Raw genomic sequence first — 26,644 nt, 5'->3', positions numbered from 1 at the left:
TGGGAGCCGGGGGCCATGATGGCCTGCCGGCTTTTTTATTTCTGTCGGGATATCAATCACCCGGCCAGCAATCCATCCCCGACGCTGGCGTGCGCTGCGTCACATCTGGCATAATAGCCGCCGTTTTTTCATCCACTCTCTTCACAAAGGTCAATGCCGTGTTAGTTAGCAGCAATATCACCATGCAGTTTGGCAGTAAGCCACTGTTCGAGAATATCTCCGTTAAATTTGGCGGCGGTAATCGTTACGGTTTAATCGGTGCGAACGGCAGCGGAAAATCCACCTTCATGAAGATTTTGGGTGGCGATCTGGTGCCTTCAGCCGGCAACGTCTCTTACGATCCCAACGAGCGTATCGGTAAGCTGCGTCAGGATCAGTTCGCCTTTGAACAATTCAGCGTGCTGGACACCGTGATCATGGGTCACCATGAATTATGGGAAGTTAAGCAGGAGCGCGACCGTATTTATTCTTTGCCAGAAATGAGCGAAGAAGAGGGGTATAAGGTCGGTGACCTTGAGGCGCTTTACGGTGAGATGGATGGCTATAGCGCCGAATCCCGCGCCGGTGAGTTATTACTCGGTGTCGGTATTCCGGTTGAACAGCATTATGGCCCGATGAGCGAAATTGCGCCGGGCTTTAAATTGCGTGTGCTGCTGGCGCAGGCGCTGTTTTCCAATCCCGATATTCTGTTACTCGATGAACCGACCAACAACCTGGACATCGATACCATTCGCTGGCTGGAGCAGGTGCTGAATGAACGTGACAGCACCATGATTATCATTTCGCATGACCGTCACTTCCTTAATATGGTCTGCACCCACATGGCGGATTTGGATTATGGCGAGCTGCGTGTCTATTCCGGTAATTATGACGAATATATGACCGCCGCAACCCAGGCGCGTGAACGTCTGTTATCTGACAACGCCAAGAAAAAAGCGCAGATTGCTGACCTGCAGTCGTTCGTCAGCCGTTTCAGCGCCAACGCCTCTAAATCGCGTCAGGCGACATCGCGCGCAAAACAGATGGATAAAATTAAACTGGAAGAAGTGAAAGCGTCCAGTCGTCAGAACCCGTTTATCCGTTTTGAGCAGGATAAGAAGCTGTTCCGAAATGCCCTGGAAGTGGAAGGATTAACCAAAGGGTTTGATAACGGTCCGCTGTTTAAGAATTTAAATCTGCTGATGGAAGTGGGCGAAAAGCTGGCGATCATCGGCGCCAACGGTATTGGTAAATCGACGCTGCTGAAGACGCTGGTAGGGCAACTTGAGCCCGATAATGGCAGCGTTAAATGGTCAGAGAATGCGCGCATTGGTTATTACGCGCAGGATCACGCCGAAGATTTTGCTAATGATCTGACCGTATTTGACTGGATGAGTCAGTGGAAACAGCCCGGTGATGATGAGCAGACGATTCGCGGTATTCTGGGTCGCCTGCTGTTTTCACAGGATGATATTAAGAAACCGGCGAAAGTGCTTTCCGGTGGTGAGAAAGGGCGCATGCTGTTCGGCAAGCTGATGATGCAGAAACCGAACATCCTGATTATGGATGAGCCGACTAACCACCTGGATATGGAGTCGATTGAATCGCTCAATATGGCGCTGGAGATGTATGAAGGCACACTGGTGTTTGTGTCGCATGACCGTGAATTTGTCAGCTCGCTGGCAACCCGCGTGATTGAGCTGAAAGCAGACAAGGTGGTGGACTTCACCGGCAACTATGAAGACTACCTGCGCAGTCAGGGAATCGTCTGATAAAAGGGGGTGGCGCAGGCCACCCCCTTTTTTTGGCCCGGAATGGGCCGCAACGTAATCACTCTGCGGCTGAAGCCCGCTTCAGGGAGCCTATGCTCCATCGCCACACACTTCACAGTGCGCATCCTGCGCCACTTTCATGCTGCGGAATTCTGCACTCATGGCATCGTACATCAGCAACCGGCTGGTGGCCGGCGTGCCAAAGGCCGTCAGGACCTTAATCGCTTCCATCGCCTGCATTGCACCAATCACCCCAACCAGCGGGGCCATGACGCCTGCTTCGACACAACTCAGGGTCTGTTCGCCAAACAGGCGGCTGATACAGCGATAGCAGGGCGTGCCGGGCTGCCAGTTGAATACGCTGATCTGGCCTTCCATGCGAATTGCCGCCCCGGAGACCAGCGGGACGCCCTGCTGGCGACAGAGCCGGTTGAGCTGCTCCCGCACCGCAACATTGTCGGTGCAGTCCAGCACCACCTGCTGGCGGGCTATCAGCGCCAGCAGCGCCGTATCATCCAGCTGGCCGTTGACCGGATGCAGGTGACAGTGAGGATTGATGGCCGCCAGGCTTTGTGCCGCCGATTCGACTTTGGCACAGCCAATATCGGCGTCATGATGCAGTATCTGCCGTTGCAGGTTAGAGTACGACACCGTGTCGAAGTCAAGCAGCGTCAGGCTGCCGATCCCGGCTGACGCCAGCCAGGGCGCGGCGGCACAGCCAAGTCCGCCCAGCCCGACGATCAGCGCATGGCTGGCTTTAAGTCGCTCCTGACCGTCAAAATCGAAACCGCGCAGGACAATCTGCCGGTTGTAGCGCAGCATCTCCTCGTCGCTTAATTCAGGCAGCATTTACGCCTCCAGCAGGGCGTTGAAGGGTTCCACCTCAACCCATTCGCCGGGCTCCACATTGCCGCGCTCCCGCTCCAGCACAATGAAGCAGTTTGCCTGCGCAAAAGAGCTGAAGACGTGGGAACCCTGCATGCCGGTGGTCTGCACCTCCAGCTCACCCTGCGCGTTCTGGCGCAGGATGCCACGCTGGAAGTCGAGCCGGCCCGGTGATTTTTTGAGCGCAGAGGCGCAGCGCACTCGCTGACGCGGCGGCAGAGCCGATTTCTGCAGGCCGGTAAGTTTCGCCAGCAGTGGCTGAACCAGCTGATAAAAGGTGACAGCCGCCGAGACCGGATTACCCGGTAAACCGCAGAACCAGCTGTGGCTGAGGCGGCCAAAAGCAAAGGGTTTGCCGGGTTTGATCGCCAGCTTCCAGAAGCTGATTGCCCCCAGCTCCTCCAGCATCGTTTTGGTAAAGTCCGCTTCCCCGACTGAGACACCGCCGGTGCTGATCACCACATCCGCCTGCCGATCCGCCTCTGCGAAAGCCGCCCGCAGGGCCGCCGGATCGTCTTTGATAATCCCCAGGTCGATGACGTCGCAGCCGAGCTTATTCAGCATCAGCGACACGGCGAAACGGTTGGTATCGTAAATTGCGCCTTCGGCCAGCGGTTCCCCCACCGGCTGCAGTTCATCACCGGTGGAGAAGATCGCCACCCGCACTTTTCGCACTACGCTGACCTGCGCGATCCCCAGCGAAGCCAGCAGCGGCAGTTCCGCCGCGCCCAGCCGCGTGCCCGCTTCCAGCACGACATGACCGGGCTGAATATCGTCGCCGGTCAGGCGGATATTCTGGCCGGGACGCACCGGTGCGGTGATCACAACGGCCCCCTCACGCGTTTCCGTCTGCTCCTGCATCACCACCGCGTCGCAGCCTGCGGGAACCGGCGCACCAGTCATAATGCGGATCACGCTGCCCTGCGGCCACTCACCACTGAAGGGTGCGCCAGCGAAGGCTTTACCGGCCACCGGCAGCGGCTCACCGCGGCTGATATCTGCCAGCCTGACGGCGTAACCATCCATCGCGGAGTTATCAAAGGGCGGTACGGCGATAGGGGAGGTCACCGCTTTTGCCGTGATGCGGCCAGCCGCCGCGGCCAGCGACACGTTCTCAGCGTCGGCGATGGGCGTCAGCTGCGCGAGCATTTTTTGTTGCGCCTCCTCAAGGGAGATCAAACCTGCAGTAAAACTTTCCATAAGGGTCCAGCCTGGTGAATTCAGATGCTGCCTATTATGGTGGCAATTGGCCGCTGAGTCACATCGGTGTCACCCCGGGCTTGCCCGCGACAAGGGCCAAAATGATATAGGGTGGTAAGAAAAGGTTATAACCACAGGAACAGTTTCCGCTTTACAACCCTTAGCAGGCTTTCTATAGTCAAAAATCATCAAAAATGGATGAAAACCATTTTAAATCAGTGTTTTTCATGCGGATGCAACAGGGCAGAGCGTTATGGTTAAAGCAGTGATTGCCATTCACGGCGGCGCGGGTGCCATTACGCGCTCAGCGATGAGCGCTGAAAAAGAACAGGCATATCGTCAGGCGCTGCACGAAATTGTTACTCAGGGCCAGCAGATCCTGGCGCAGGGTGGCAGCGCACTGGATGCGGTAACGGAGGCGGTGCGGCTGCTTGAAGAGTGTCCGCTGTTTAATGCCGGTAAGGGCGCGGTATTTACCCATCAGGGCACGCATGAACTCGATGCCTGCATCATGGATGGGCGCACGCTGGAGGCGGGCGCCGTCGCCGGCGTGACGCGGGTGCGCAATCCGGTTCTGGCGGCGCGTGCCGTGCTGGAAAAAAGCGAGCATGTGCTGTTCATCGGTGAAGGGGCTGAACAGTTCGCGGTGGCGAACGGGCTGGCGCCGGTGAGCCCTGACTACTTCTCGACGCCGGAACGGTGGGAACAGCTGCAGCGCGCGCTGAATAGCGAGTCGGCGGTGCTGGACCATGATGGCGCGGCTCACCACGACGACCCGCTCGACCCTGATCGCAAGTTTGGCACGGTGGGCGCGGTGGCGCTGGACCTGGAGGGCAATCTGGCTGCGGCGACCTCAACGGGCGGCATGACCAATAAACAGGCCGGACGGGTAGGCGACTCGCCGCTGCCGGGTGCGGGCTGCTATGCCAGCAACGACAGCGTGGCGGTCTCCTGTACCGGCACCGGTGAGGTCTTTATGCGCACGCTGGCCGCTTATGACGTGGCGGCACAGATGCGCTATGCCGGTCGTACGCTGCAGCAGGCCAGCGTCAATGTCATTCATGACAGCGTACTGGAGCTGGGCGGCAGCGGTGGCCTGATTGCTGTCGATCGTGCGGGCAATGTGGCCCTGCCGTTTAACAGCGAGGGAATGTACCGCGGCTTCGCCCGGGTGGGCGAGCCAGCGGAAGTCGCTATCTACCGCGAAAGTTAAGGAGCAGAGATGAGCGACAGGCACACGCATCCGACCCTGGCCCCTGAGCAGGTGCTGGCGGTGCGCGATCTCAGCGTAGAATTTCAGCATGAGGCGACCCTGACCCGCGCGGTGCGCCATTTGTCACTCGATCTGTTTCGCGGCGAGACGCTGGCGCTGGTGGGCGAGTCAGGTTCAGGCAAATCGGTCACGTCTCTGGCGCTGATGCGGCTCATCGAGCAGGCGGGAGGCCAGGTCAGTGGCGAAGCGCTGCTGCGCCGTCGCAATGGGGAGGTGCTGGATCTGATGCGTGCCTCAAAGCAGCAGATGCGCCGGGTGCGCGGCGCCGATATGGCGATGATCTTTCAGGAGCCGATGACCTCGCTGAATCCCGTCTTCTCCGTCGGCGAGCAGATCGCCGAATCGATTCGTCTGCATCAGGGACAGAGTCATGCCGCCGCGCTGGCGGAAGCGCGCCGGATGCTGGACCTGGTGCGGATCCCTGATGCGCAAAATGTCCTCTCCCGGTTTCCACATCAGCTGTCAGGCGGGATGCGCCAGCGGGTGATGATTGCAATGGCACTCTGCTGCAAACCCGCCCTGCTGATTGCCGATGAGCCAACCACGGCGCTCGATGTGACGATTCAGGCGCAGATTCTGCAGCTTATCCGCGTGCTGCAGAAAGAGATGCAGATGGGGGTGATTTTTATCACTCACGATATGGGCGTGGTGGCTGAAATGGCTGACCGGGTTCAGGTGATGTACCGCGGCGAGGTGGTGGAAAAAGCCCCGGTCGACCGGCTGTTCAGCGCACCGGAACAGCCCTACACTCAGGCGCTGCTGGCCGCCGTGCCAAAGCTCGGTGCCATGCAGGGCCAGCCGTTGCCAGCGAAATTTCCCCTGCTGCACAGCGACGCGGCCGACGACGTGCCGCAGGATACGGTACGCCGTCGGCAGCCCCCGATTTTACAGGTGCGCGATCTGGTGACCCGCTTCGATATTCGCGGCGGGCTGCTGAATCGGGTTAAAAGCCGGGTTCACGCCGTCGAAAAAGTCAGTTTCGACCTCTATGCCGGTGAGACACTGGCGCTGGTGGGCGAATCAGGCTGCGGTAAATCCACCACCGGACGTTCACTGCTCAGGCTGGTGGCGAGCCAGGGCGGCACGCTGACCTTCGACGGACAGCGGATAGATACGCTGTCCGGTGCCGCGCTGGCCCATCTGCGACGCGACATTCAGTTTATCTTTCAGGACCCTTATGCCTCACTCGATCCACGCCTGACGGTGGGTTTTTCAATCATGGAGCCGCTGCTGGTACATAAGGTGATGCCGCGACGCGAGGCTGAGCAGCGCGTCGCCTGGCTGCTGGATAAAGTGGGTCTGCTGCCGGAGCATGCTCAGCGCTATCCGCATGAATTTTCCGGCGGACAGCGTCAGCGAATCTGCATCGCCCGTGCGCTGGCGCTGAACCCTAAAGTGGTGATCGCCGACGAGTCCGTCTCTGCGCTGGATGTGTCAGTTCAGGCGCAGATTATCAATCTGATGCTCGATCTGCAGCGCGAGTTTGGCATTGCTTTTCTCTTTATTTCTCACGATATGGCGGTGGTCGAGCGGATCAGCCACCGCGTGGCGGTGATGTATCTCGGTCAGATTGTCGAGATAGGGCCGCGTCAGGCGGTCTTTGAGCAGCCGCAGCATCCCTATACCCGCAAACTTATGGCGGCGGTGCCGGTAGCCGATCCGGCTCACCGCCGTCGTGAACGAGCCTTACTGGTCGATGAGATCCCCAGCCCGATCCATGCCTTAGGGGATGAGCCTGAAGTGGCGCCGCTGATGGAGGTGGCTCCGGGCCATTTCGTCGCGCGTCACGTTATCAGTGCGACCTGAACAGTGACGATGTCGCCCCGGCGACCAACCCGACAGGGATTACAGGAGAACAAGATGCAGATGACGATGCGTAAAGGGTTACTGGCGGCTGGCGTGTTAAGCAGCGCAATGGCACTGCCCGCCTGGGCAGCACAGGATGCGGTGATTGCCGTCGCGTCCAATTTCACGACGCTCGACCCCTATGATGCCAACGACACGCTGTCGCAGGCGGTCGCCAAATCTTTCTATCAGGGCCTGTTCGGCTTTGATAAAGCGATGAAGCTGACCAACGTGCTGGCGGAAAGCTATCAGGCCAGTCCGGACGGACTGACCTACACCATTAAGCTGCGTTCCGGCATCAAATTCCAGGACGGCACGGACTTCAATGCCGAAGCTGTGAAGGTCAACCTCGATCGCGCCAGCAATCCCGATAATCACCTCAAGCGCTACAACCTGTTTAAACATATCGCCAGCACCGAAGTGGTGGATCCGACCACGGTTAAAGTGACGCTGAAGGAGCCGTTCTCCGCCTTTATCAACATCCTGGCGCACCCGGCGGCGGCGATGATTTCGCCCACTGCGCTGAAAAAATATGGCAAAGAGATCGGTTTCCATCCGGTCGGGACCGGTCCGTTTCTGTTTGAAACCTGGAATCAGACCGACTTTGTGAAGGTGAAAAAGTGGGATGGCTACTGGAAGCCGGGCTATCCGAAGCTGGACAGCATCACCTGGCGTCCGGTGGTGGATAACAACACCCGTGCGGCGATGCTGCAGACCGGTGAGGCGAACTTCGCTTTCCCGGTGCCTTATGAGCAGGCGAAGCGGCTGGAGCAGAACAGCAAGCTGGATGTGGTGACCACGCCATCCATCATGCAGCGCTACATCAGCCTCAACGTTACTCAGAAGCCGTTCGATAACCCGAAAGTGCGCGAGGCGCTGGAATACGCCATCAACCGTCAGGCGCTGGCGAAAGTGGCGTTCTCCGGATATGCGACGCCAGCGACCGGCGTTGTGCCGCCCTCCATCGACTTTGCACAGAGCTATCCGGCGATAAGCTACGACCCGGCTAAAGCCAGAGCGCTGCTGAAAGAGGCGGGCTATCCGAACGGTTTTGAGACCACGCTCTGGTCGTCGCACAACCACAGTACTGCGCAGAAGGTGCTGCAGTTCACCCAGCAGCAGCTGGCACAGGTGGGCGTGAAGGTTAAGGTCACGGCGATGGATGCCGGTCAGCGTGCGGCGGAAGTGGAGGGTAAAGGGCAGAAAGAGAGCGGCGTGCGGATGTTCTATACCGGCTGGTCCGCCTCAACCGGCGAAGCAGACTGGGCGCTGACGCCGCTGTTCGCCACTGCAGCCTGGCCACCGGCCATCTTCAACACCGCGTTTTACAGCAATCCAAAGGTCGATAAAGATCTGGCCGATGCGCTGAAAACCACCGACCGTACTGAGAAAGCGCGCCTCTACAAAGATGCGCAGGATACCATCTGGCAGGATCACCCGTGGATCCCGCTGGTGGTTGAGCAGCTGGTCTCTGCTAACAGCAAAAACCTCAGCGGTTTTTATGTGATGCCCGATACCTCATTCAATTTTGATGAGGCGACTCTGAAGTAACGGAGCCGGCCAGCCCGCGGGCTGGCCGCAGCTGCAGGATGTTGCATGTTTAACTATTTCATTAAACGACTTTTCGGGCTGATCCCGACGCTGCTGATTGTGGCGGTGCTGGTGTTCCTGTTTGTGCACCTGCTGCCGGGCGATCCCGCACGCCTGATCGCCGGGCCGGAAGCGGATGCCTCCGTGGTGGCGCTGGTGCGCCAGGAGCTGGGGCTGGATCTGCCGCTGCCGCAGCAGTTCTGGCACTTTTTACTGAATGCGCTGCAGGGCGATTTTGGCCAGTCGATGGTGTCGAAACGGCCGGTCGCTGAAGAGATCGCCACGCGCTTTATGCCGACCCTCTGGCTGACGCTGGTCAGCATGGTCTGGGCGGTGATTTTTGGCATGGCGATTGGCCTTGTCTCTGCCGTCTGGCGCAACCGCTGGCCCGATCGGCTGGGAATGACGCTGGCGGTGTCGGGCATTTCGTTCCCCGCCTTTGCACTCGGCATGCTGCTGATGCAGGTCTTCTCGGTTGAGCTGGGATGGCTCCCGACGGTAGGTGCAGAGAGCTGGAAACACTACATCCTGCCTTCGATCACCTTAGGTGCCGCGGTCGCGGCGGTGATGGCCCGTTTTACCCGCGCCTCCTTTGTCGAGGTCATGCAGGAAGACTACATGCGGACGGCGCGGGCCAAAGGGGTGCGCGAGTCGCTGGTGGTGGTCAAACATGGCCTGCGCAATGCCATGATCCCGGTCGTGACCATGATGGGCCTGCAGTTCGGTTTTCTGCTGGGTGGCTCGATTGTGGTTGAAGTGGTTTTCAACTGGCCTGGCCTGGGACGTCTGCTGGTCGATTCTGTGACAATGCGCGACTACCCGGTGATTCAGGCAGAGGTCCTGCTGTTTTCACTGGAGTTTATTCTGATCAATCTGTTTACCGACATGCTCTATGCGGTCATCAATCCCGCTATTCGCTTTAAGGAGTCGCGATGAAAAACTGGCGACGCGAAGCGGCACTGAAAAGCATGCCGCTGCTCGCGGAGAATCGGGTGCGGACACCGTGGCGTGAGTTCTGGCGGCGTTTCAGACGGCAGCCGGTGGCGCTGCTGGCGGGCCTGTTTGTGCTGATGCTGATCGTACTGGCATTTATCGCACCGTGGGTTGCGCCGTTCGATGCGGAGAACTATTTCGATTATGACCGGCTCAACGAGGGGCCGTCACTGATGCACCTGTTTGGTGTGGACTCGCTGGGGCGCGACATCTTCAGCCGGGTGCTGGTCGGCACGCGTATTTCCCTGATTGCGGGCTTCTTCTCTGTGTTGATCGGCGCGCTGATAGGCACCCTCTCTGGCCTGCTGGCGGGATACTATGAAGGGTGGTGGGACCGCATCATCATGCGCATCTGTGATGTGCTGTTTGCCTTTCCCGGCATTCTGCTGGCGATAGCGGTTGTCGCCATTATGGGCAGCGGCATGAGCAATGTGATTGTGGCGGTAGCCATCTTCAGCATCCCGGCTTTTGCCCGCCTGGTGCGCGGCAATACGCTGGTACTCAAGCATCAGACCTTTATTGAGTCAGCGCGCAGCATCGGCGCCTCTGACTGGACCATTCTGATGCGACATATCCTGCCGGGGACGGTCTCACCGATTGTGGTCTATTTCACCATGCGCGTAGGCACCTCCATCATCACCGCTGCCAGTCTCTCCTTTCTGGGATTAGGGGCACAACCGCCCACGCCGGAGTGGGGCGCCATGCTGAACGAGGCGCGCGCCGACATGGTTATCGCGCCGCACGTGGCGATTTTCCCCAGTCTGGCGATCTTCTTCACTGTTCTGGCATTTAATTTACTCGGAGACGGGCTGCGCGACGCACTTGATCCTAAACTAAAGACATGAAACCTTTCGATTATGATCAGGACTTCAGCACTATCGACTTCCGTAAGCACCCTGAGCGATATCAGGTCGGCCGCGGGGAGCAGGGTGTGCTGATGGTCGAGCCTTATAAGAGCGAAATACTGCCTCACTGGCGATTTCGAACCGTTCCCATTGCTGAAGAGTCGGCAGAAAAGATCATGGCGCTGTTTGAAGATTACCGGCGTCAGGATGATTTTGTCGGCATGGATATGGCGCGCAAGTTTATCCAGATGGGCTATACCCGTGCCCGCCGCTACAGCAATCACAAGGGCGGACGAAAATATGACGCGGAAGGCAAGGAGCTGCCGCGTGGCGTCAACGAAGAAAAAGCCGCGGCGGCGGCCATTTTCAAAGCTTACTGGGACCGTCTCCGGGCCGATGAGGACTATCTGCAACGGAAAAAGGCGCATCAGCAACTTTATGGCTAAGCGCTGAACCAGCATGACCGCTTTTCTGCCCGGCGCGTCTACAGCGCCGGGGAGGCGAAATTCATTTCACGCCGTTTCGCCGCAGTGCCTCCGCTTTCCGCGCTATTTCATCTTTCCTGCTTCTTCCCGTCAAAACCCTGCTGGCTGACTGCACCCGGCAGATGACGCTCACGGCGCAGCAATCTGCCGGATGCGATGCGTCCGCTGAGCATGAATGACTGAAAACGATTTCAGCCTGGCGCACGACGTAAAGTAGTGAAAAAACGCGTAAAAGCCTGTTCGCTTTGCAGACCCGCATCAGGTTCAGAGAAAAACGGGCGCATCGTGGTAACTCACCGTGCTATAAAAAGAAATCGCCGCCTTGACCGCTGTCTGGCGGATAAGCGAAGCGCTGTCCGTAACCCCGGCTGAACAGTGAATGAAAAACGCGGGTTGATATTCACTTGTTTTCATTAATAATAAACCCGCTAACCCCACTGAGGGGGCTATGCCCCTCAGGTAATGAAATGGATAATGTGAGAGCTAAATAATGAAAGAGATCATCAAAGGATTTCTGAATTTCCAGCAGAATGTGTTTCCTGAAAGGAAGGATCTTTTCAAAAGCCTGGCGTCAAATCAAAATCCGAAAGCCCTGTTCATCTCCTGTTCAGACAGCCGTCTGGTGCCTGAGCTGGTAACGCAGCAGGAGCCAGGAGAGCTGTTCGTTATCCGCAACGCGGGCAACATCGTTCCCTCATTTGGCCCGGAGCCTGGCGGTGTGTCCGCGACTATCGAATATGCCGTGGTCGCACTGGGCGTCTCCGACATCATCATCTGCGGTCACTCCAACTGTGGTGCTATGAACGCTATTGCTTCCTGCGCCTGCATGGACACCATGCCCGCAGTAGAGCACTGGCTGCGCTATGCCGATGCGGCAAAAGCGGTGGTCGAGCAGCGTGAGTATGACTCACCGGAGAAGAAGCTGAATGAGATGGTCAAAGAGAACGTGATCGCGCAGCTGAATAACATGAAAACCCACCCTTCGGTTTCCGTCGCGCTGCGTAACGGCAAACTGCGTCTGCATGGCTGGGTTTACGATATCGAAAGCGGCACCATTATGGCGCTGACCCAGGGTGGCAAGCAGTTCATCACCCTGTCTGAGAATCCGGACACCTGCTTCGAGTAATGCCTCTCACCCGCTGCGTCCTGCGGCGGGTTTTCAGTTTAATCTTTTGTAAATCCTCAGGTTCACTGTGCGCGGGCTGACTACGCTTAAGGGCACGCTATCCCATGAGGGGAACTCTATGTCCCGTTTTTCAACCGTTCTGCTGCTGACCGGTTCGCTGCTCTCAGTCCCGCCGCTGTTTGCCGCTGACCTGCAGGTTGAGGTGTTACAGGATAAGTTACAACATCCATGGTCGGTTGCCTTTCTGCCCGACAACAAAACGCTGCTGATAACCGAACGGAGCGGGCAGCTGCGCAGCTGGAACCCGGAGAGCGGCCTTTCGCAGCCGATTCAGGGCGTGCCAGAGGTCTGGGCACAGCGGCAGAGCGGCCTGCTCGATGTGGTGCTGGCTCCCGACTTCGCCAGCAGCCGTCGTGTCTGGCTCAGTTACACCGAGGCTGACAGCAAGGGCAAAGCGGGGGCGGTGGTCGGTGTCGGGACACTGAGCAGGGATAATCGCCAGCTCAGCGATTTCCGCGAGGTGATCCGGCAGACGCCGATGCTCTCCAGCGGTAATAACATCGGCACCCGGCTGGCGTTTGATACTCAGGGCTATCTCTGGATCGCCTTCGGCGATAATTTTGTCAGCAGCGCCGCGCAGGACCTCGATAAACTGCAGGGCAAACTGCTGCGGTTGAATGCCGACGGCAGCGTGCCGGATGATAACCCGTTTGTGAAACAGCCCGGCGCGCGGCCGGAGATCTGGGCGCTTGGCCTGCGAAATCCGCAGGGGCTGGCGCTGAATCCCTGGACCGGGATGATATGGGAAAATGAGCATGGCCCGCGCGGCGGCGATGAAGTGAATATCATGAGTCGTGGCAAAAACTATGGCTGGCCGCTGGCGACCTACGGTATCGACTACAGCGGCGATAAAGTGCCGGAGTCAAAGGGCACCCATGTTGCAGGCACCGAGCAGCCGATCTGGCACTGGAAAGTCTCTCCGGCCATCAGTGGCATGGCGTTTTACAACAGCGCCCGTTTTCCGCAGTGGAAGAATTCGCTGTTTATCGGCGCGCTGAAAGAGAAGAACCTGATTCGGCTGAGTGTGAACGGTGAAAAGGTGGTGGAAGAGCAGCGTCTGCTGGGCGACCAGAATGCGCGGATTCGCGATGTGCGGCAGGGACCGGATGGCTGGCTCTATGTGCTGACCGATGAGGCCAATGGCAAACTGCTGAAAGTGGGATTAGCGCAGGACGCTGGCGCGTCCCGCGGCTGATTCAGCGTGCCCAGTGATAAACCTGCCATCCCCGGCTGACCGCTTCCTGATGCAGTCTTTCGTCCGGGTTGATGACATGGGCGTGATCGGCCTGCTCCAGCAGGGGCAGGTCATTCATCGAATCGCTGTAGGCCCAGGTGCGGTCAAACGTCTCCTCCGCCTGCAGCGCTTTCCAGTCACCCAGCCGGGTCACTTTGCCCTCTTTATAGGTCATGGTGCCGTAGGTATTGCCGCTGTAACGCTGGTCCACGATTTCAACGCCAATCGCCAGCGCACCGCAGGCCCCCAGTTGCTGAGCAATCGGCACCACCAGATGCTCACCGCTGGCAGAGATAATCATGACGCGGTCGCCGCGTGCCCGGTGCCACTCAATGCGTTCCCGCGCCGCGGGAAAAACGCGGGGCATGATGTCGCGATGAATAAAGCGACGCACCCAGCCTTCCACCGTGAGGGTAGCCATACCCGACAGCGGTGAGAGGGTTTTACTCATATACTCTTCAATTGAGAGCGTGCCGGCATAATACTGGGCCATCAGTGCCTGTTCCTGATCGATCAGTTCGCTGGGGGCGAACCCCTGTGATACCAGCCAGCGCAGCCACAGGCTGGTGCTGTCTTCACAAATAAGTGTTTCATCCAGATCAAAAAGGGCTAAGTCCATGGTCGGTCTCCTCGGCTGACTGGCTTTCAGGTTAGCGGATAATTGTGACCGACTTAACTCTTCTGCGAAAAATCGGAATTTCACGCAGTTTTGGGAATGACAGAAGCGAGGCGAAAGGACACGCGCGCGGCCGTTGTGCCAGGGTAAATCGACTAAACTCTAAAAAACTTTACGATTCGGCGGTTTTTTTCGCTGCCGTCAACGGTTAGCGTTTGAGTGAGAATTTTCTGCCCCTGGAATTTCGCGTTAACAAGGACAATCCGGCCACGCCCATGACAAACACTCGCTTCCCATCACGCCTGCGGCTTCTCGCTGCCACCTCATTACTGATTATCGCCCCGATCAGCGCCTATGCTGAACAGGCTCCCGCCGCGCCAGGCATTGACGCAAAAGCGTGGATCCTGATGGATTACGCCAGCGGTAAAGTCTTAACTGAATCCAGCGCCGATCAGCGTCTCGATCCCGCCAGTCTGACCAAAATGATGACCAGCTACGTGGTGGGTCAGGCGATTAAAGCGGGCAAAATTAAACCGGATGATATGGTTACCGTGGGACAGGATGCCTGGGCGACCGGCAATCCTAAGCTGCGCGGTTCATCCCTGATGTTTCTCAAGCCGGGTGACCGCATCCCGGTGCATGAGCTGAATAAAGGCATCGTGATCCAGTCCGGCAACGATGCCTGTATTGCGCTGGCGGATTACGTGGCGGGCAGTCAGGATTCGTTTATCGGCCTGATGAATAATTATGTGAAGGCGCTGGGCCTGCAGAACACCCACTTTATGACGGTTCACGGCCTGGATGCAGAAGGGCAGTACAGTACCGCACGGGATATGGCCCTGATTGCGCAGGCGCTGATCCGCGATGTCCCCGATGAGTATGCGCTGAACAAAGAGAAAGAGTTCACCTTCAATAATATCCGCCAGATCAACCGTAACCGTCTGTTGTGGAGCACCAATCTCAAGGTCGATGGCGTTAAAACCGGCCACACATCCGGGGCGGGCAACAATCTGGTTGCCTCTGCGACCGAAGGTGACATGCGCCTGATCTCCGTGGTGCTGGGCACCACCAGCGATGCGATCCGCTTCCGCGAAAGTGAAAAGCTGCTGACGTGGGGCTTCCGCTTCTTTGAAACGGTAACCCCCATTAAAGCCGATGCACCTTTTGCTCAGCAGCGGGTCTGGTTCGGCGATCGCAGCCAGGTCAATCTTGGCGTCGCAAAAGATGCGGCGCTGACCATCCCTAAAGGGCAGATGAAGAACCTGAAGGCGAGTTTTAAACTGACCACACCTCAGCTGGAAGCACCGCTGAAGAAGAATCAGGTGGTGGGCACGATCGATTTTCAGCTGGACGGCAAAACCATTGAACAGCGCCCGCTGGTGGTGATGCAGGATGTGCAGGAAGGCGGATTCTTCAGCCGGATGATTGACTTCGTGATGATGAAATTTAACGGCTGGTTTGGGAAATGGTTTTCATAAGTTATCCGGGACGCTGACGCGTTCCTGAAGCGGTTAATGCATCCAGACCAGGGGATAACCGCTACGCATCAACGTAAGGCGCAGGGAACAGGGTCAGAAGAGGAAAGCGTCCCGCGCCAGGGAAGGCGCGGGCCGAGCAGTCAGGGATGACGGCTTTGCGTCTTTCCGATCTAACCCTGTTCCCTGAGCAGGCTCGATCCTGCCGCGAGCATCGCAGACCTGCACGGCAATTTTCAGGAGGCTGTCGCCTATTTTTTCAATCCTGCGTCCAGCCTTTGCGAATCGGCACCGCAAACAGCGCCCGATAGAGGGGATGGATAACAGCCAGCATCCGCTCGCCATAGAACTGCCATGCCAGATGCGAAGCCAGACAGCTCAGCAGCCCGACAAGGAATCCACCCAGCATATCCAGCGGCCAGTGAACGCCAAGATAGACCCGTGACCAGGCGATAGCGCAACCCACACCCATCAGAACCATCCCCGACCAGAGGCGATGCCAGAAAATAAAGGCCAGAGCAAAAGTGAAAATCGTGGTGCCGTGATCGCTGGGGTAGGAGTCATCCGCCGCATGATGCAGGAACTGATAACCGAAACCAATGGCGAACGGACGCGGATGGGGCAGCAGCTGGCCCACACACCAGGAGATCGTCAGCGCATAGATCAGCGCCATGCCGGTTTTCAGCACCAGTGCCCGCTGCGAAGAGAGCTGATCGCGTGGCCCCCACAACCACATCACCACGATGAGCAGCGGCACGATGGCAATCAGATCTTTGGCAATAAAGGTCGCCAGTTGCAGTAACCAGGCAGGTGACGCTGGTGTGGCATTAATGGCAGTAAACAGTGAGTGGTTCAGTTCTTCCATTCCGGGATAGATTCCTCAGCAGACAGCCCGGCTAACAGTGGCTGACGCTACCCGGTCAGCCTTCTGATAACAGCGGCAATAAAAACAGTCAGCACCAGCGCGCTCGCCCAGTTAATCAGCACAAATAGCTAATTTCACAGCACTCTATCCTGCTGATTGCGATGCGTTTCGTCCATCATCGCGCTCTTAATCTGTTACTGAGTTGTGCAACGGTTTAAGTTCGGCAGGGGATTGGCGGGATTCGGACGCGGCAGCGCGGCGCGCAAGAAAAAAGGGCATAAAAAAACCCGCCAGGAAAAAGACCAGCGGGCTCCACAATCTGGGGATTTCAAAGAAAAGCAGTGGCACTTATTAGGACTGCCCGCTGACAAAAAAGTTCTGGACGTAGCCAAAAAATTTTTATAGGGGCAATATCGGCCAGACAATCACAATCAGCGTCCCCGCCAGCGTCAGTAACACGTTGGCGATGGCGTAGGTCCCGGCATAGCCCAGCGCCGGAATATTACTGCGAGCCGTATCGCTGATAATCTCCATAGCAGGGGCGCAGGTGCGTGCGCCCATGATGGCACCAAACAGCAGGGCGCGGTTCATCCGCAGCACATAGGCACCAAACAGAAAACAGATGATGACCGGAAGCAGGCTGACCAGCAGGCCGCACAGCAGCATCAGCGCACCATCGCTGCTCAGGCTGTGATTAATGCCGCTGCCGGCACTCAACCCCACTCCCGCCATAAACACCATCAGACCGAACTCTTTCACCATCGTCAGCGCGCCCTGCGGAATATAGCCAAAGGTCGGGTGGTTGGCGCGCAGGAATCCCAGCATGATCCCGGCGAACAGCAGGCCGGCGGCGTTACCGATACCGAAACTGAAATTGCTGAACTGGAAGGTAATCAGACCAATCATCAGCCCCACGATAAAGAAGGCGCAGAACGCCAGCAGATCGGTCATCTGACTGTGAATGGCGATAAAGCCAATGCGGTCCGCGACGCTTTTCACCCGGCGTGCCTCGCCGCTGACCTGCAGCACATCGCCTTTGTTCAGCATAATGCTGTCGTCGATCGGCATCTCAATCTGGCTGCGGATGACCCGGTTCAGGAAGCAGCCGTGATCGGTCAGGTTGAGCTTACTGAGGCGTTTGTTCACCGCGTTGTGGTTTTTCACCACGATCTCTTCGGTGACAATGCGCATATCCAGCAGGTCGCGGTCAAACACCTCTTTGCCGTTACGGAAGCTGGGATCGAGCCGGGCATGCGCGTCGGGATAGCCGACCAGCGAGATATCATCACCCAGTTGTAACACCGCATCGCCATCGGGACTGGCGAGAATACCGTTGCGGCGGATGCGCTCGATGTAGCAGCCGGTCTGACGATAGATGCCGAGCTCACGCAGATTTTTGCCGCCGCTCCACGCCACCAGCTCCGGGCCAACGCGATAGGCGCGGATCACCGGCAGGAAAACTTTGCGCTGACTGTCTGCATCCAGACCGCGCTCGCGGGCGATCTGCTGGGCGCAGGTAGGCAGATCCTGATGTTGCAGGCGGGGCAGGTAACGGGCACCAAAAATCAGGCTGACCAGGCCAATCAGATAGGTTACGGCATAGCCCAGGCTCAGCTGATCCTGCATCAGTCCAAGCTGTTTAGGATCGCTGATGCTTTGCCGCAGCGTATCGCCTGCGCCCACCAGCACTGGCGTTGAGGTCATGGAACCGGCCAGCATCCCGGCGGTGAGGCCAATATCCCAGCCGAAGAGCTTGCCGAGTCCCAGTGCCAGCAGCAGCGCGCTGACCACCATGACGATGGCGAGCATGAAATAGTTTTTGCCGTCGCGAAAGAAAATAGAGAAGAAGTTAGGGCCGGCTTCGACGCCGACACAAAAAATAAACAGCATAAAGCCCAGGCTTAATGCATCGGTATTGATGGTGAAATGCTGCTGCCCTAATAAGAGCGAAACCACTAATACGCCAATCGAATTTCCCAGCTGAACTGAGCCAAGACGCAACTTACCCAGACAGAGGCCGAGCGCTAAAACGACAAATAATAACAAAATGTCATTTCCGCTTAACAATCCTGCGACGTTAATATTCACTGTTTAACTTCTTGTTTACTTGTAACCTGTTGAAGAGAGGCCTGTTTTTCGCTATCTTGAGCAGGCCGTTGAGGTGCTGTTGTATCAGTACTGCAAATGGAACCTTTTCCGCGGCGCTATTCTAATCACAAATATCTTCTACAGCCATTGGCTGTTTTCATTCGTTGTCACAACGAACTGTTTCTTTTTATTTCCATCTGAACGCAGCAGGGTTATCAGCAGGTTATTGTCGGGATTACTTTTAATCAGTGGGGTGGTATGCCGCAGCGCTCTTATCTCTGGACGACCCGCCTGTGCGGCGTGGTGTTGTACAGTCTGGTGTTTGTTTTTACCTGTCACACCTGGCAGGTTGGGCCAGGCCCGCTTCGCGGTCAGCCTGAATTACTGCTCTTTATGCTTCCCGGCATTCTGATGGCGCTGCTGCAGGTGGAGAGCCCGTTGAAAAGCACGCTGCTGATGGGGCTGTGGGGGACGTTACTGGCCGCGCTACTGCTGAACAGCAGCCTCTTTATCCACGACAACGGATTTTTTGTGCTCGCCTGGAGCCTCAGTGCGCTGTTCTGGGCAGGCTGCGGCGCCTTGCTGGTGCGACTGATGCAGATCGTGATGGCGTCACTTAACTAACTCAGCCGTGCTGCTGGCATTCGAAAATAAAAAGGCGAGACATTAGTGTCTCGCCTTTTTTATCGAGGCTTTCCGCCTTATGCGGCAAATCCCAGATTCTCTTTGGTCCAGGCCGCAAACTCGGTGTAACCACCGATATGTTTTTCATCCACAAAGATCTGCGGCACGGTAGAAACCGGTTTGCCCGCACTCGCTTCCAGATCGGCTTTGGTGATGCCTTCCGCCTGAATATCGACATACTGATAGCTAAAATCATCCCGCTCGGCAGTCAGCTTATCAGCCAGTTCATGAGCACGAACACAGTAGGGACAGCCTGGACGACCAAAAATAACAGCAATCATAGAAAACTCCTTGCAGCGACTGTTGTGTGATGTACGTCACACAACTAAACAGAGAATGGCAACCATGATGCCCGCTCGTATCGCTTAAAGAAAGCAGGATTTGCCTGTTAGTCTGATGCCCGCACGCTATGTTAAGCGTCAGGAAGCGTCTGAAACAGAGGCTTTTTTGCCCGTGCGGCGGCCACAGCCCGCGCAAATTTTGGGTTGTTGACCATAATTGACCCTCAGTAGCCCGTGAAGGCAGGAGAGTGTGATGCAGAGTGTAGCCAGATTACCGCGGTTTGTGGTGGTGATGGAGGCGGCTGGCGGCCTGTTAATTCTGGGGGCGCTGCTGCTGATAAACCACTGGCTGCCTGTGCCAGGTCTGGCTGAGCCAAAAACGCTGGCCACGCTGCTGTTTATCGCCGGGGTCGTGCTGATGCTGCCCGCCGCCTGGCTGTTGATGTGGCGCACCGCAAAAGCGATAGCCCCACAGCTGTTTAACCAAACCGATAAAAGAAAATGATGTTGCTGGAGACTTTATGACACCGACCATTGATTTACTGTGCAGCCACCGTTCAATCCGCGCCTTTACCGACCAGCCGGTCAGTGAAGCGCAGCGCGAAGCGATTATTACTGCGGCGCAATCGGCGTCCACATCCAGTTTTCTGCAATGCTCCTCCATTGTCCGCATCACCGACAAAGCGCTGCGCGACAAGCTGGTCACGCTGACGGGCGGACAAACCTGGGTCGGAGAGGCTGCCGAATTCTGGGTCTTCTGCGCTGACTTCAATCGTCATCTGCAGATTTGCCCGGATGCCCAGCTGGGTCGTGCCGAGCAGCTGCTGCTGGGCTGCGTCGACACCGCGCTGATGGCGCAGAATGCGATGGTGGCCGCAGAGTCGCTGGAGCTGGGCGGCGTCTTTATTGGCGGGATCCGTAACAACATCGCCGAGGTGACCGAGCTGCTGGGCCTGCCGAAATTTGTGCTGCCGCTCTTTGGTTTCTGCCTGGGTCATCCGGAGTCAAAACCGGACGTGAAACCGCGCATGCCACACGCCATGCTGGTGCATGAAAACCGCTATCAGCCACTGGATAAAAACGTGCTGGCCGAATACGATAGCCGCACTGAACTCTATTATCAGCAGCGAGACAGCAACCAGCGTAGCGAAACCTGGAGTGAGCTGATTCAGCGTCTGATCATCAAAGAGACACGCCCGTTTATGCTGGATTATCTGCATCAGCAGGGCTGGGCAACACGCTAAGCCAGGAGCGGAGAGCAGAGATGAAAATCGCCATTTTGTCCCGTGATGCCACGCTTTACTCCAGTCGCCGGCTGCAGGATGAAGCGATAGCTCGCGGTCATGAGGTGCAAATCATCGATCCGCTCTCCTGCTATATGAACATCAATCCGGCCTCTCCGGCGGTTCACTATTGCGGTGAACCGCTGGGCCATTTTGATGCGGTGATCCCGCGCATCGGCAACGCCATCACCTTTTACGGAACGGCGGTGCTGCGACAGTTTGAGATGTGCGGCAGTTACACGCTGAATGCCTCCGCCGCGATTACCCGCACCCGCGACAAATTACGCTCGCTGCAGCTGCTGGCGCAGGAGGGCATCGACATGCCGGTTACCGGCTTTGCCTCCTCACCCGATGACACCGACGATCTGATCGCCATGGTGGGCGGCGCGCCGCTGGTGGTAAAGCTGGTGGAGGGCACGCAGGGTATCGGCGTGGTGCTGGCGGAAACGCGGCAGGCGGCAGAAAGCGTTATCGATGCCTTTCGCGGCCTCAATGCCCATATCCTGGTGCAGGAGTTTATCAAAGAGGCCCGGGGGCGCGATGTGCGCTGTCTGGTCATCGGTAATCAGGTGGTGGCGGCGATTGAGCGGGTGGCGAAAGAGGGCGATTTTCGCTCCAATCTGCATCGCGGCGGCAAAGCCTGTCCGGTGGAGATTACTCCTCAGGAGCGGGAAATTGCGGTGAAAGCCGCCGCTACGCTTGGGCTGGAGGTTGCGGGTGTCGATATTCTGCGCGCGCATCGCGGTCCGCTGGTGATGGAGGTTAACGCTTCCCCCGGTCTGGAAGGCATTGAAACCTGCAGTGAACTGAACCTCGCCGCGCTGATGATCGCGCGGATTGAACAGCAAACCATCCCCGGGCTCCGTCCTAAAACCGCAGGCTGAAACGCGCTTTTCAGCAGTTTTCGTGGCATCGTCGCCCGTTTTTCCGTAAGCTAAGTCGCCTGTTTATCACCCCACTGGGATTTTACGATGGATTCTCTTGTCGTTCCGGATATCGACCTGTTGCGTCGCTGGCTGGATCAGCAAAATATCACCTGGTTCGAATGCGATGCCTGTCAGGCACTTCATCTGCCGCACATGCAAAACTTTGATGGGGTGTTTGACGCCAAAATCGATCTGGTCGACAACGTCATCCTGTTCTCGGCGCTGGCTGAAGTAAAGCCCACGGCGCTGATTCCGCTGGTCGGCGATCTGTCGCAGATCAACGCCAGTTCGCTGACGGTAAAAGCGTTTATCGACATTCAGGATGACAATCTGCCGAAGCTGATTGTCTGCCAGTCAATGACGACCACCGCCGGATTAACCTTTGGTCAGTTCTCGCACTTTATGAAACAGAGCGAAGAGCAGATCTCGATGGTGATCCTGGAAGCCTTTGCCAACAATCTGCTGATTGTCGGCGAGGAAGAAGAGCACGTTGCGGTCTCCAGCGTGCATTCGGTGCTGCACTAGCCCGACCCCTCCAGACTAAGCCGTCCCTGAGACGGCTTTTTTATACCCGCCGCCTGCCGCCACCTTTTTTTATTCTGCATTTTGCCCTTTAATGCCAGATATCTGTCGTCGTTTATGCCATCAAAGCCGAACCTCATAGCTCAAACATGCATAAAATATCGGTTTCAGGCGTTTTTTACGCTGGGGTCTGGTGCAGCATGAGCAGGGGGGCTATGCTTGCGGGGCTGTAACAGGCGCGTAACTGCGCTTCAGATATAGGATTTTGCTATTAAACTCCCGCTGAATAATGATTCATTGTGTCACTGACGTCCTGTACAGAACGCAATGCAGGGATCTCAGGTTTGCAGCGTTGTTATGACCCGCTCAGGAGGATGGAAAACATGTTCAACTCACGTCAGAAATGGCTGTCAGCTGTGGTAGCGGCTTCGCTGATGGTCGCGTCGGCCAGCAGCATGGCGGAAGATAAAACGCTGCACGTCTACAACTGGTCCGATTATATTTCGCCAGATACCGTGCCGAACTTTGAAAAGCAGTCCGGCATCAAGGTTGTCTACGATGTCTTTGACTCCAACGAAGTGCTGGAAGGCAAACTGATGGCGGGCAGTACCGGCTACGATGTCGTGGTGCCATCCTCCAGCTTCCTGGCGCGTCAGCTTCAGTCCGGGGTCTTCCAGCCGCTGGATAAGAGCAAGCTGCCAAACTACAAAAACCTCGATCCGGCGCTGATGGAAAAAGTGGCGCAGCACGATCCGGGTAACAAATATGCGATTCCTTACCTGTGGGGCACCACCGGCATCGGCTATAACGTCGACAAGGTGAAGGCCGCGCTGGGAACCGATGCGCCACTCAACAGCTGGGATCTGGTGATGAAGCCGGAAAACCTTGAGAAGCTGAAAAGCTGTGGTGTCTCATTCCTGGATGCGCCGGAAGAGATTTTCGCTACCGTGCTGAACTATCTGGGCAAGGATCCTAACTCTTCGGATGCCAAAGACTATTCCGGTGCGGCGACAGATCTGCTGCTGAAGCTGCGTCCGAATATCCGCTATTTCCACTCGTCTCAGTACATCAACGATCTGGCCAACGGCAATATCTGCGTGGCGATCGGCTGGTCAGGTGACATCCTGCAGGCGAAAAACCGTGCGGATGCAGCGAAAAATGGTGTGCACCTGGGCTACAGCGTGCCGAAAGAGGGGGCACTGGCCTTCTTCGACATGATGGCGATTCCGAAAGATGCGAAAAACATCGACGGCGCCTATGCCTGGCTGAACTACATCATGGATCCGAAAGTGATCGCTGATGTCTCCAATAAAATGAACTATGCCAACGGCAACAAAGCGTCACTGCCGCTGATCAATGCCGACATCCGTAACAACCCGGGTATCTTCCCGACGCCGGAAGCGATGTCGAAATTGTTTGTGCTGAAAGTCCAGGATCCGAAACTGGATCGTGTGCGTACGCGTGCATGGACTAAAGTAAAAAGTGGTAAGTAGTTCGTCCCGAACGGATTGACCTGTCACGTAACAGCAACAGAGGCGCAGTGTCGGCCTCTGTTGTGCCATTTTAGCGGCGGATTTTGCCGCGATGTTCCGCCTGGCTCCGGAGAGAGATAGTAGTGAACGATGCCATTCCCCGTCCTCAAAATAAAACCGCAAAGGCGTTAACGCCGCTGCTGGAGATTCGCAATCTGACCAAATCCTTTGACGGCCAGCACGCCGTGGATGATGTCAGTCTGACCATTTACAAAGGTGAAATTTTCGCGCTGCTGGGCGCGTCAGGCTGCGGCAAATCAACGCTGCTGCGGATGCTGGCCGGATTTGAGCCACCGACCAGCGGCCAGATTGTGCTGGATGGTCAGGATCTGTCGCACGTGGCCCCCTATCAGCGTCCGATCAATATGATGTTCCAGTCCTATGCGCTGTTCCCGCACATGACGGTGGAGCAGAACATCGCCTTTGGCCTGAAGCAGGATCGCCTGCCGAAAGGGGAGATCGCCAGCCGGGTCGCCGAGATGCTGTCGCTGGTGCACATGCAGGAGTTTGCCAGACGCAAACCGCACCAGCTCTCCGGCGGGCAGCGTCAGCGTGTTGCGCTGGCACGCAGCCTGGCGAAGCGGCCTAAACTGCTGCTGCTGGATGAGCCGATGGGCGCGCTGGATAAGAAGCTGCGTGACAGGATGCAGCTGGAGGTGGTCGATATTCTGGAGCGGGTTGGTGCGACCTGCGTGATGGTGACGCACGACCAGGAAGAGGCGATGACCATGGCCGGCCGTATCGCGATCATGAATCGCGGCAAGTTCGTGCAGATCGGTGAGCCGGAAGAGATCTATGAGCATCCAACCAGCCGCTACAGCGCCGAGTTTATCGGTTCGGTTAACGTCTTCGAAGGCTTGCTGCGTGAACGTCAGGCGGACGGCCTGGTGATCGACAGCCCCGGCCTGATGCATCCGTTAAAAGTCGACTCCGATGTCTCGGTGGTGGATAACGTCCCGGTTCATGTCGCGCTGCGTCCGGAAAAAGTGATGCTGTGCGATGAGGTGCCTGCCGATGGCTGCAACTTTGCGGTGGGTGAGGTGGTTCACATCGCCTATCTTGGCGACCTCTCTATCTTCCACGTCCGTCTGCATAGCGGACAGATGATCAGTGCACAGTTGCAGAACGCGCATCGCTACCGCAAAGGGCTGCCCACCTGGGGTGACGAAGTCCGCCTCTGCTGGGAAAGCGACAGTTGCGTGGTGTTGACGGTTTAAGGAGCGGCTATGAGCCAGATTTTCCAACGCGCCAAAGCGCCCGCCCGGCTGGTCGGCACGCCGCTGCAACGCTGGGCCACCCGGGTCAAAATGCAGCATGGCCGCAAGCTGGTCATTGCGCTGCCTTACCTGTGGCTGGTGCTGCTGTTTCTGCTGCCCTTTCTGACGGTGCTGAAGATCAGCTTCGCGGACATCGCGCGGGCGATCCCCCCTTACACCGAGCTGGTGAGCTGGGCGGACGATCAGTTCAGCATTGTACTCAACTTTGGCAACTACCTGACGCTGACCGACGACCCGCTCTACATCGACGCCTATCTGCAGTCCCTGAAGGTAGCGGCGATTTCGACGGTCATCTGTCTGCTGATTGGTTATCCGCTCGCCTGGGCTGTTGCACACAGCAAGCCGTCGATGCGCACGATTCTGCTGTTGCTGGTGATCCTGCCGTCGTGGACCTCGTTTCTGGTGCGCGTTTACGCCTGGATGGGGCTGCTGAACAATAACGGGATTCTCAATCGCTTCCTGATGTGGCTCGGCGTGATCGATCATCCGCTGGTGATCCTCTATACCAACACCGCCGTCTATATCGGCATCGTCTACTGCTATCTGCCGTTTATGGTGCTGCCGATCTACACCGCGCTGACCCGTATCGACTACTCGCTGGTGGAAGCGTCGCTGGACCTCGGGGCGCGTCCGCTCAAAACCTTTTTCAGCGTCATCGTGCCGCTGACTAAAGGCGGCATTATCGCCGGATCGATGCTGGTCTTTATCCCGGCGGTCGGGGAGTATGTGATTCCTGAACTGCTGGGCGGGCCGGACAGCATCATGATTGGCCGTATTCTGTGGCAGGAGTTCTTCAATAACCGTGACTGGCCGGTGGCCTCTGCGCTGGCGGTGATTATCCTGCTGATCCTGATTCTGCCGATCATCTGGTTCCATAAGCATCAAAACCGTGAAATGGGAGAGAAGGCATGAATAATCTGCCCACCATTCGCTCACCCTGGCGAACCGGTATTCTGGTCTGCTGTTTCCTGTTCCTCTATGCGCCGATGCTGCTGCTGGTGGTTTACTCCTTTAACAGCTCACCGCTGGTGACGGTGTGGGAGAATTTCTCTTTCCACTGGTACAGGGTGCTCTTCCAGGACAGCGCGATGATTGATGCGGTGCTGCTGAGTCTGAGCATTGCCGGGCTTTCCGCCACCATGGCTGTGGTGCTGGGCACGCTGGCGGCGGTCATCATCGTGCGCTTCGGGCGGTTCCGCGGGCATAACGGGTTTGCCTTTATGCTCACCGCGCCGCTGGTAATGCCCGACGTGATCACCGGACTGTCGCTGCTGCTGCTGTTTGTGGCGATGGGCAACGCCTTTGGCTGGCCCAGCGAACGCGGCATGCTCACCATCTGGCTGGCACACGTGACCTTCTGTACCGCCTATGTGGCGGTGGTGATCAACTCGCGTCTGCGTGAACTGGACCGCTCGATTGAAGAGGCGGCGATGGACTTAGGCGCCACGCCGCTGAAGGTCTTCTTCGTGATTACCGTGCCGATGATTGCGCCGGCTATCGTGACCGGCTGGCTGCTGGCGTTTACCCTGTCACTCGACGATCTGGTGATCGCCAGCTTTGTCACCGGGCCCGGTGCCACCACGCTGCCCATGGCGATCTTTGCCACCGTGCGGCGCGGCGTGAATCCGGAAATCAACGCGCTGGCGTCGCTGATTCTGTTTGTGGTCGGTTTAGTGGGTTTTATCGCCTGGCGGGTAATGGCGAACGAAGAAAAACAGCGTTTAAGCGATATTCAGAAAGCTAAACGTGGCTGAAATCGTTAACCTTTGCCACTATATGAACGGGCCGGTTTAACCGGCCCGTTTTTC

General features: G+C 57.2%; 26 protein-coding genes. 20 read left to right on the top strand and 6 right to left on the bottom strand.

The features are described from left to right. Positions 1–158: 158 nt before the first annotated feature. The gene (locus tag OXR04_RS07470) at positions 159–1,751 is read left to right on the top strand and encodes an ABC-F family ATPase (protein WP_009091206.1); all 1,593 of its coding nucleotides are present in this window, start codon (positions 159–161) and stop codon (positions 1,749–1,751) included. 90 nt (positions 1,752–1,841) lie between these two features. Here the strand turns inward: OXR04_RS07470 and moeB are convergent, their stop codons facing one another. Both moeB and moeA read right to left on the bottom strand, forming a co-directional pair. Then, complete coding sequence (moeB, locus tag OXR04_RS07465) at positions 1,842–2,600, bottom strand: molybdopterin-synthase adenylyltransferase MoeB (RefSeq protein WP_140028272.1); 759 nt, start codon at positions 2,598–2,600, stop codon at positions 1,842–1,844. Beyond that, entirely contained in the window at positions 2,601–3,836 is a 1,236-nt protein-coding gene (moeA, locus tag OXR04_RS07460) for a molybdopterin molybdotransferase MoeA (protein ID WP_267372489.1), read from the bottom strand. It abuts the gene before it with no gap. 253 nt (positions 3,837–4,089) lie between these two features. Between moeA and OXR04_RS07455 the strand changes: the two genes are divergently transcribed. From OXR04_RS07455 to OXR04_RS07420, 8 genes are all read left to right on the top strand, one after another. Next, positions 4,090–5,049, top strand: a complete 960-nt coding sequence (locus OXR04_RS07455; protein ID WP_267372487.1) for an isoaspartyl peptidase/L-asparaginase — start codon at positions 4,090–4,092, stop codon at positions 5,047–5,049. A 9-nt stretch (positions 5,050–5,058) separates the two neighbouring features. After that, positions 5,059–6,915, top strand: a complete 1,857-nt coding sequence (gsiA, locus tag OXR04_RS07450) for a glutathione ABC transporter ATP-binding protein GsiA (protein WP_267372485.1) — start codon at positions 5,059–5,061, stop codon at positions 6,913–6,915. A gap of 54 nt (positions 6,916–6,969) precedes the next feature. Continuing rightward, complete coding sequence (gsiB, locus tag OXR04_RS07445) at positions 6,970–8,505, top strand: glutathione ABC transporter substrate-binding protein GsiB (protein ID WP_009091201.1); 1,536 nt, start codon at positions 6,970–6,972, stop codon at positions 8,503–8,505. 45 nt (positions 8,506–8,550) lie between these two features. Continuing rightward, complete coding sequence (gene gsiC / locus OXR04_RS07440) at positions 8,551–9,480, top strand: glutathione ABC transporter permease GsiC (RefSeq protein ID WP_009091200.1); 930 nt, start codon at positions 8,551–8,553, stop codon at positions 9,478–9,480. Then, positions 9,477–10,382, top strand: coding sequence for a glutathione ABC transporter permease GsiD (gene gsiD, locus OXR04_RS07435; RefSeq protein ID WP_009091199.1), 906 nt, complete (start codon positions 9,477–9,479; stop codon positions 10,380–10,382). The genes gsiC and gsiD overlap by 4 nt, the downstream gene beginning before the upstream one ends. Then, positions 10,379–10,828 (top strand): DUF4385 domain-containing protein, encoded by a 450-nt coding sequence (locus OXR04_RS07430; RefSeq protein ID WP_009091198.1) that lies wholly within the window; start codon positions 10,379–10,381, stop codon positions 10,826–10,828. Before gsiD ends, OXR04_RS07430 begins: the two co-directional genes overlap by 4 nt. 529 nt (positions 10,829–11,357) lie before the next feature. Continuing rightward, positions 11,358–11,993 (top strand): carbonic anhydrase, encoded by a 636-nt coding sequence (locus tag OXR04_RS07425; RefSeq protein ID WP_009091197.1) that lies wholly within the window; start codon positions 11,358–11,360, stop codon positions 11,991–11,993. A 118-nt stretch (positions 11,994–12,111) separates the two neighbouring features. Further along, complete coding sequence (locus tag OXR04_RS07420; RefSeq protein ID WP_140924465.1) at positions 12,112–13,248, top strand: PQQ-dependent sugar dehydrogenase; 1,137 nt, start codon at positions 12,112–12,114, stop codon at positions 13,246–13,248. 1 nt (position 13,249) lies between these two features. Here OXR04_RS07420 and OXR04_RS07415 read toward each other — a convergent pair whose 3' ends face one another. Continuing rightward, positions 13,250–13,906 (bottom strand): HAD family hydrolase, encoded by a 657-nt coding sequence (locus OXR04_RS07415; RefSeq protein WP_058957694.1) that lies wholly within the window; start codon positions 13,904–13,906, stop codon positions 13,250–13,252. A gap of 272 nt (positions 13,907–14,178) precedes the next feature. On the opposite strand from OXR04_RS07415, the gene OXR04_RS07410 reads away from it, so the two are divergent. Continuing rightward, positions 14,179–15,381: a serine hydrolase gene (locus OXR04_RS07410; RefSeq protein ID WP_072052704.1), complete on the top strand. Its 1,203-nt coding sequence runs from the start codon at positions 14,179–14,181 to the stop codon at positions 15,379–15,381. Positions 15,382–15,637: 256 nt separating this feature from the next. On the opposite strand, the gene ybjG is transcribed toward OXR04_RS07410, so the two are convergent. Continuing rightward, a complete protein-coding gene (gene ybjG / locus OXR04_RS07405; RefSeq protein WP_009091193.1) occupies positions 15,638–16,243 on the bottom strand; it encodes an undecaprenyl-diphosphate phosphatase in 606 nt (201 codons plus the stop codon). 204 nt (positions 16,244–16,447) lie between these two features. Here ybjG and OXR04_RS07400 point away from each other — a divergent pair, with 204 nt between their 5' ends. Further along, positions 16,448–16,648 (top strand): hypothetical protein, encoded by a 201-nt coding sequence (locus OXR04_RS07400; RefSeq protein WP_140028280.1) that lies wholly within the window; start codon positions 16,448–16,450, stop codon positions 16,646–16,648. Here OXR04_RS07400 and OXR04_RS07395 read toward each other — a convergent pair. Continuing rightward, positions 16,643–18,331: an aspartate:alanine antiporter gene (locus OXR04_RS07395; RefSeq protein WP_009091191.1), complete on the bottom strand. Its 1,689-nt coding sequence runs from the start codon at positions 18,329–18,331 to the stop codon at positions 16,643–16,645. The genes OXR04_RS07400 and OXR04_RS07395 overlap by 6 nt on opposite strands. Before the next feature lie 258 nt (positions 18,332–18,589). Between OXR04_RS07395 and ybjM the strand changes: the two genes are divergently transcribed. Next, positions 18,590–18,955, top strand: a complete 366-nt coding sequence (gene ybjM / locus OXR04_RS07390) for an inner membrane protein YbjM (RefSeq protein ID WP_267372478.1) — start codon at positions 18,590–18,592, stop codon at positions 18,953–18,955. 77 nt (positions 18,956–19,032) lie between these two features. Here the strand turns inward: ybjM and OXR04_RS07385 are convergent, their stop codons facing one another. Then, positions 19,033–19,296, bottom strand: coding sequence for a GrxA family glutaredoxin (locus tag OXR04_RS07385; protein ID WP_046101502.1), 264 nt, complete (start codon positions 19,294–19,296; stop codon positions 19,033–19,035). A 253-nt stretch (positions 19,297–19,549) separates the two neighbouring features. On the opposite strand from OXR04_RS07385, the gene OXR04_RS07380 reads away from it, so the two are divergent. The 8 genes from OXR04_RS07380 (at position 19,550) to potI (ending at position 26,590) form a co-directional block, all read left to right on the top strand. After that, the gene (locus OXR04_RS07380) at positions 19,550–19,801 is read left to right on the top strand and encodes a DUF1418 family protein (RefSeq protein WP_046101503.1); all 252 of its coding nucleotides are present in this window, start codon (positions 19,550–19,552) and stop codon (positions 19,799–19,801) included. Between the two features lie 16 nt (positions 19,802–19,817). Further along, positions 19,818–20,540, top strand: coding sequence for an oxygen-insensitive NADPH nitroreductase (gene nfsA / locus OXR04_RS07375; protein WP_009091183.1), 723 nt, complete (start codon positions 19,818–19,820; stop codon positions 20,538–20,540). A 20-nt stretch (positions 20,541–20,560) separates the two neighbouring features. Further along, positions 20,561–21,463, top strand: coding sequence for a 30S ribosomal protein S6--L-glutamate ligase (rimK, locus tag OXR04_RS07370; RefSeq protein ID WP_046101504.1), 903 nt, complete (start codon positions 20,561–20,563; stop codon positions 21,461–21,463). Between the two features lie 87 nt (positions 21,464–21,550). Then, positions 21,551–22,030 (top strand): YbjN domain-containing protein, encoded by a 480-nt coding sequence (locus OXR04_RS07365; RefSeq protein ID WP_009091179.1) that lies wholly within the window; start codon positions 21,551–21,553, stop codon positions 22,028–22,030. 380 nt (positions 22,031–22,410) lie between these two features. Continuing rightward, entirely contained in the window at positions 22,411–23,520 is a 1,110-nt protein-coding gene (potF, locus tag OXR04_RS07360; protein WP_009091178.1) for a spermidine/putrescine ABC transporter substrate-binding protein PotF, read from the top strand. A gap of 122 nt (positions 23,521–23,642) precedes the next feature. After that, complete coding sequence (gene potG, locus OXR04_RS07355) at positions 23,643–24,776, top strand: putrescine ABC transporter ATP-binding subunit PotG (protein WP_009091176.1); 1,134 nt, start codon at positions 23,643–23,645, stop codon at positions 24,774–24,776. A 9-nt stretch (positions 24,777–24,785) separates the two neighbouring features. Next, positions 24,786–25,748, top strand: coding sequence for a putrescine ABC transporter permease PotH (potH, locus tag OXR04_RS07350; RefSeq protein ID WP_009091174.1), 963 nt, complete (start codon positions 24,786–24,788; stop codon positions 25,746–25,748). Then, entirely contained in the window at positions 25,745–26,590 is an 846-nt protein-coding gene (potI, locus tag OXR04_RS07345; RefSeq protein WP_046101505.1) for a putrescine ABC transporter permease PotI, read from the top strand. The genes potH and potI overlap by 4 nt, the downstream gene beginning before the upstream one ends. Positions 26,591–26,644: the final 54 nt, after the last annotated feature.

The sequence above is a fragment of the Pantoea sp. GM_Pan_3 genome (assembly GCF_026541045.1).
In the GTDB taxonomy this organism is placed as follows: Bacteria; Pseudomonadota; Gammaproteobacteria; order Enterobacterales; family Enterobacteriaceae; genus Pantoea; species Pantoea anthophila.
The sequence above is the reverse complement of the archived record's forward strand: the minus strand, read 5'-3'. Positions and strand labels throughout refer to the sequence as shown.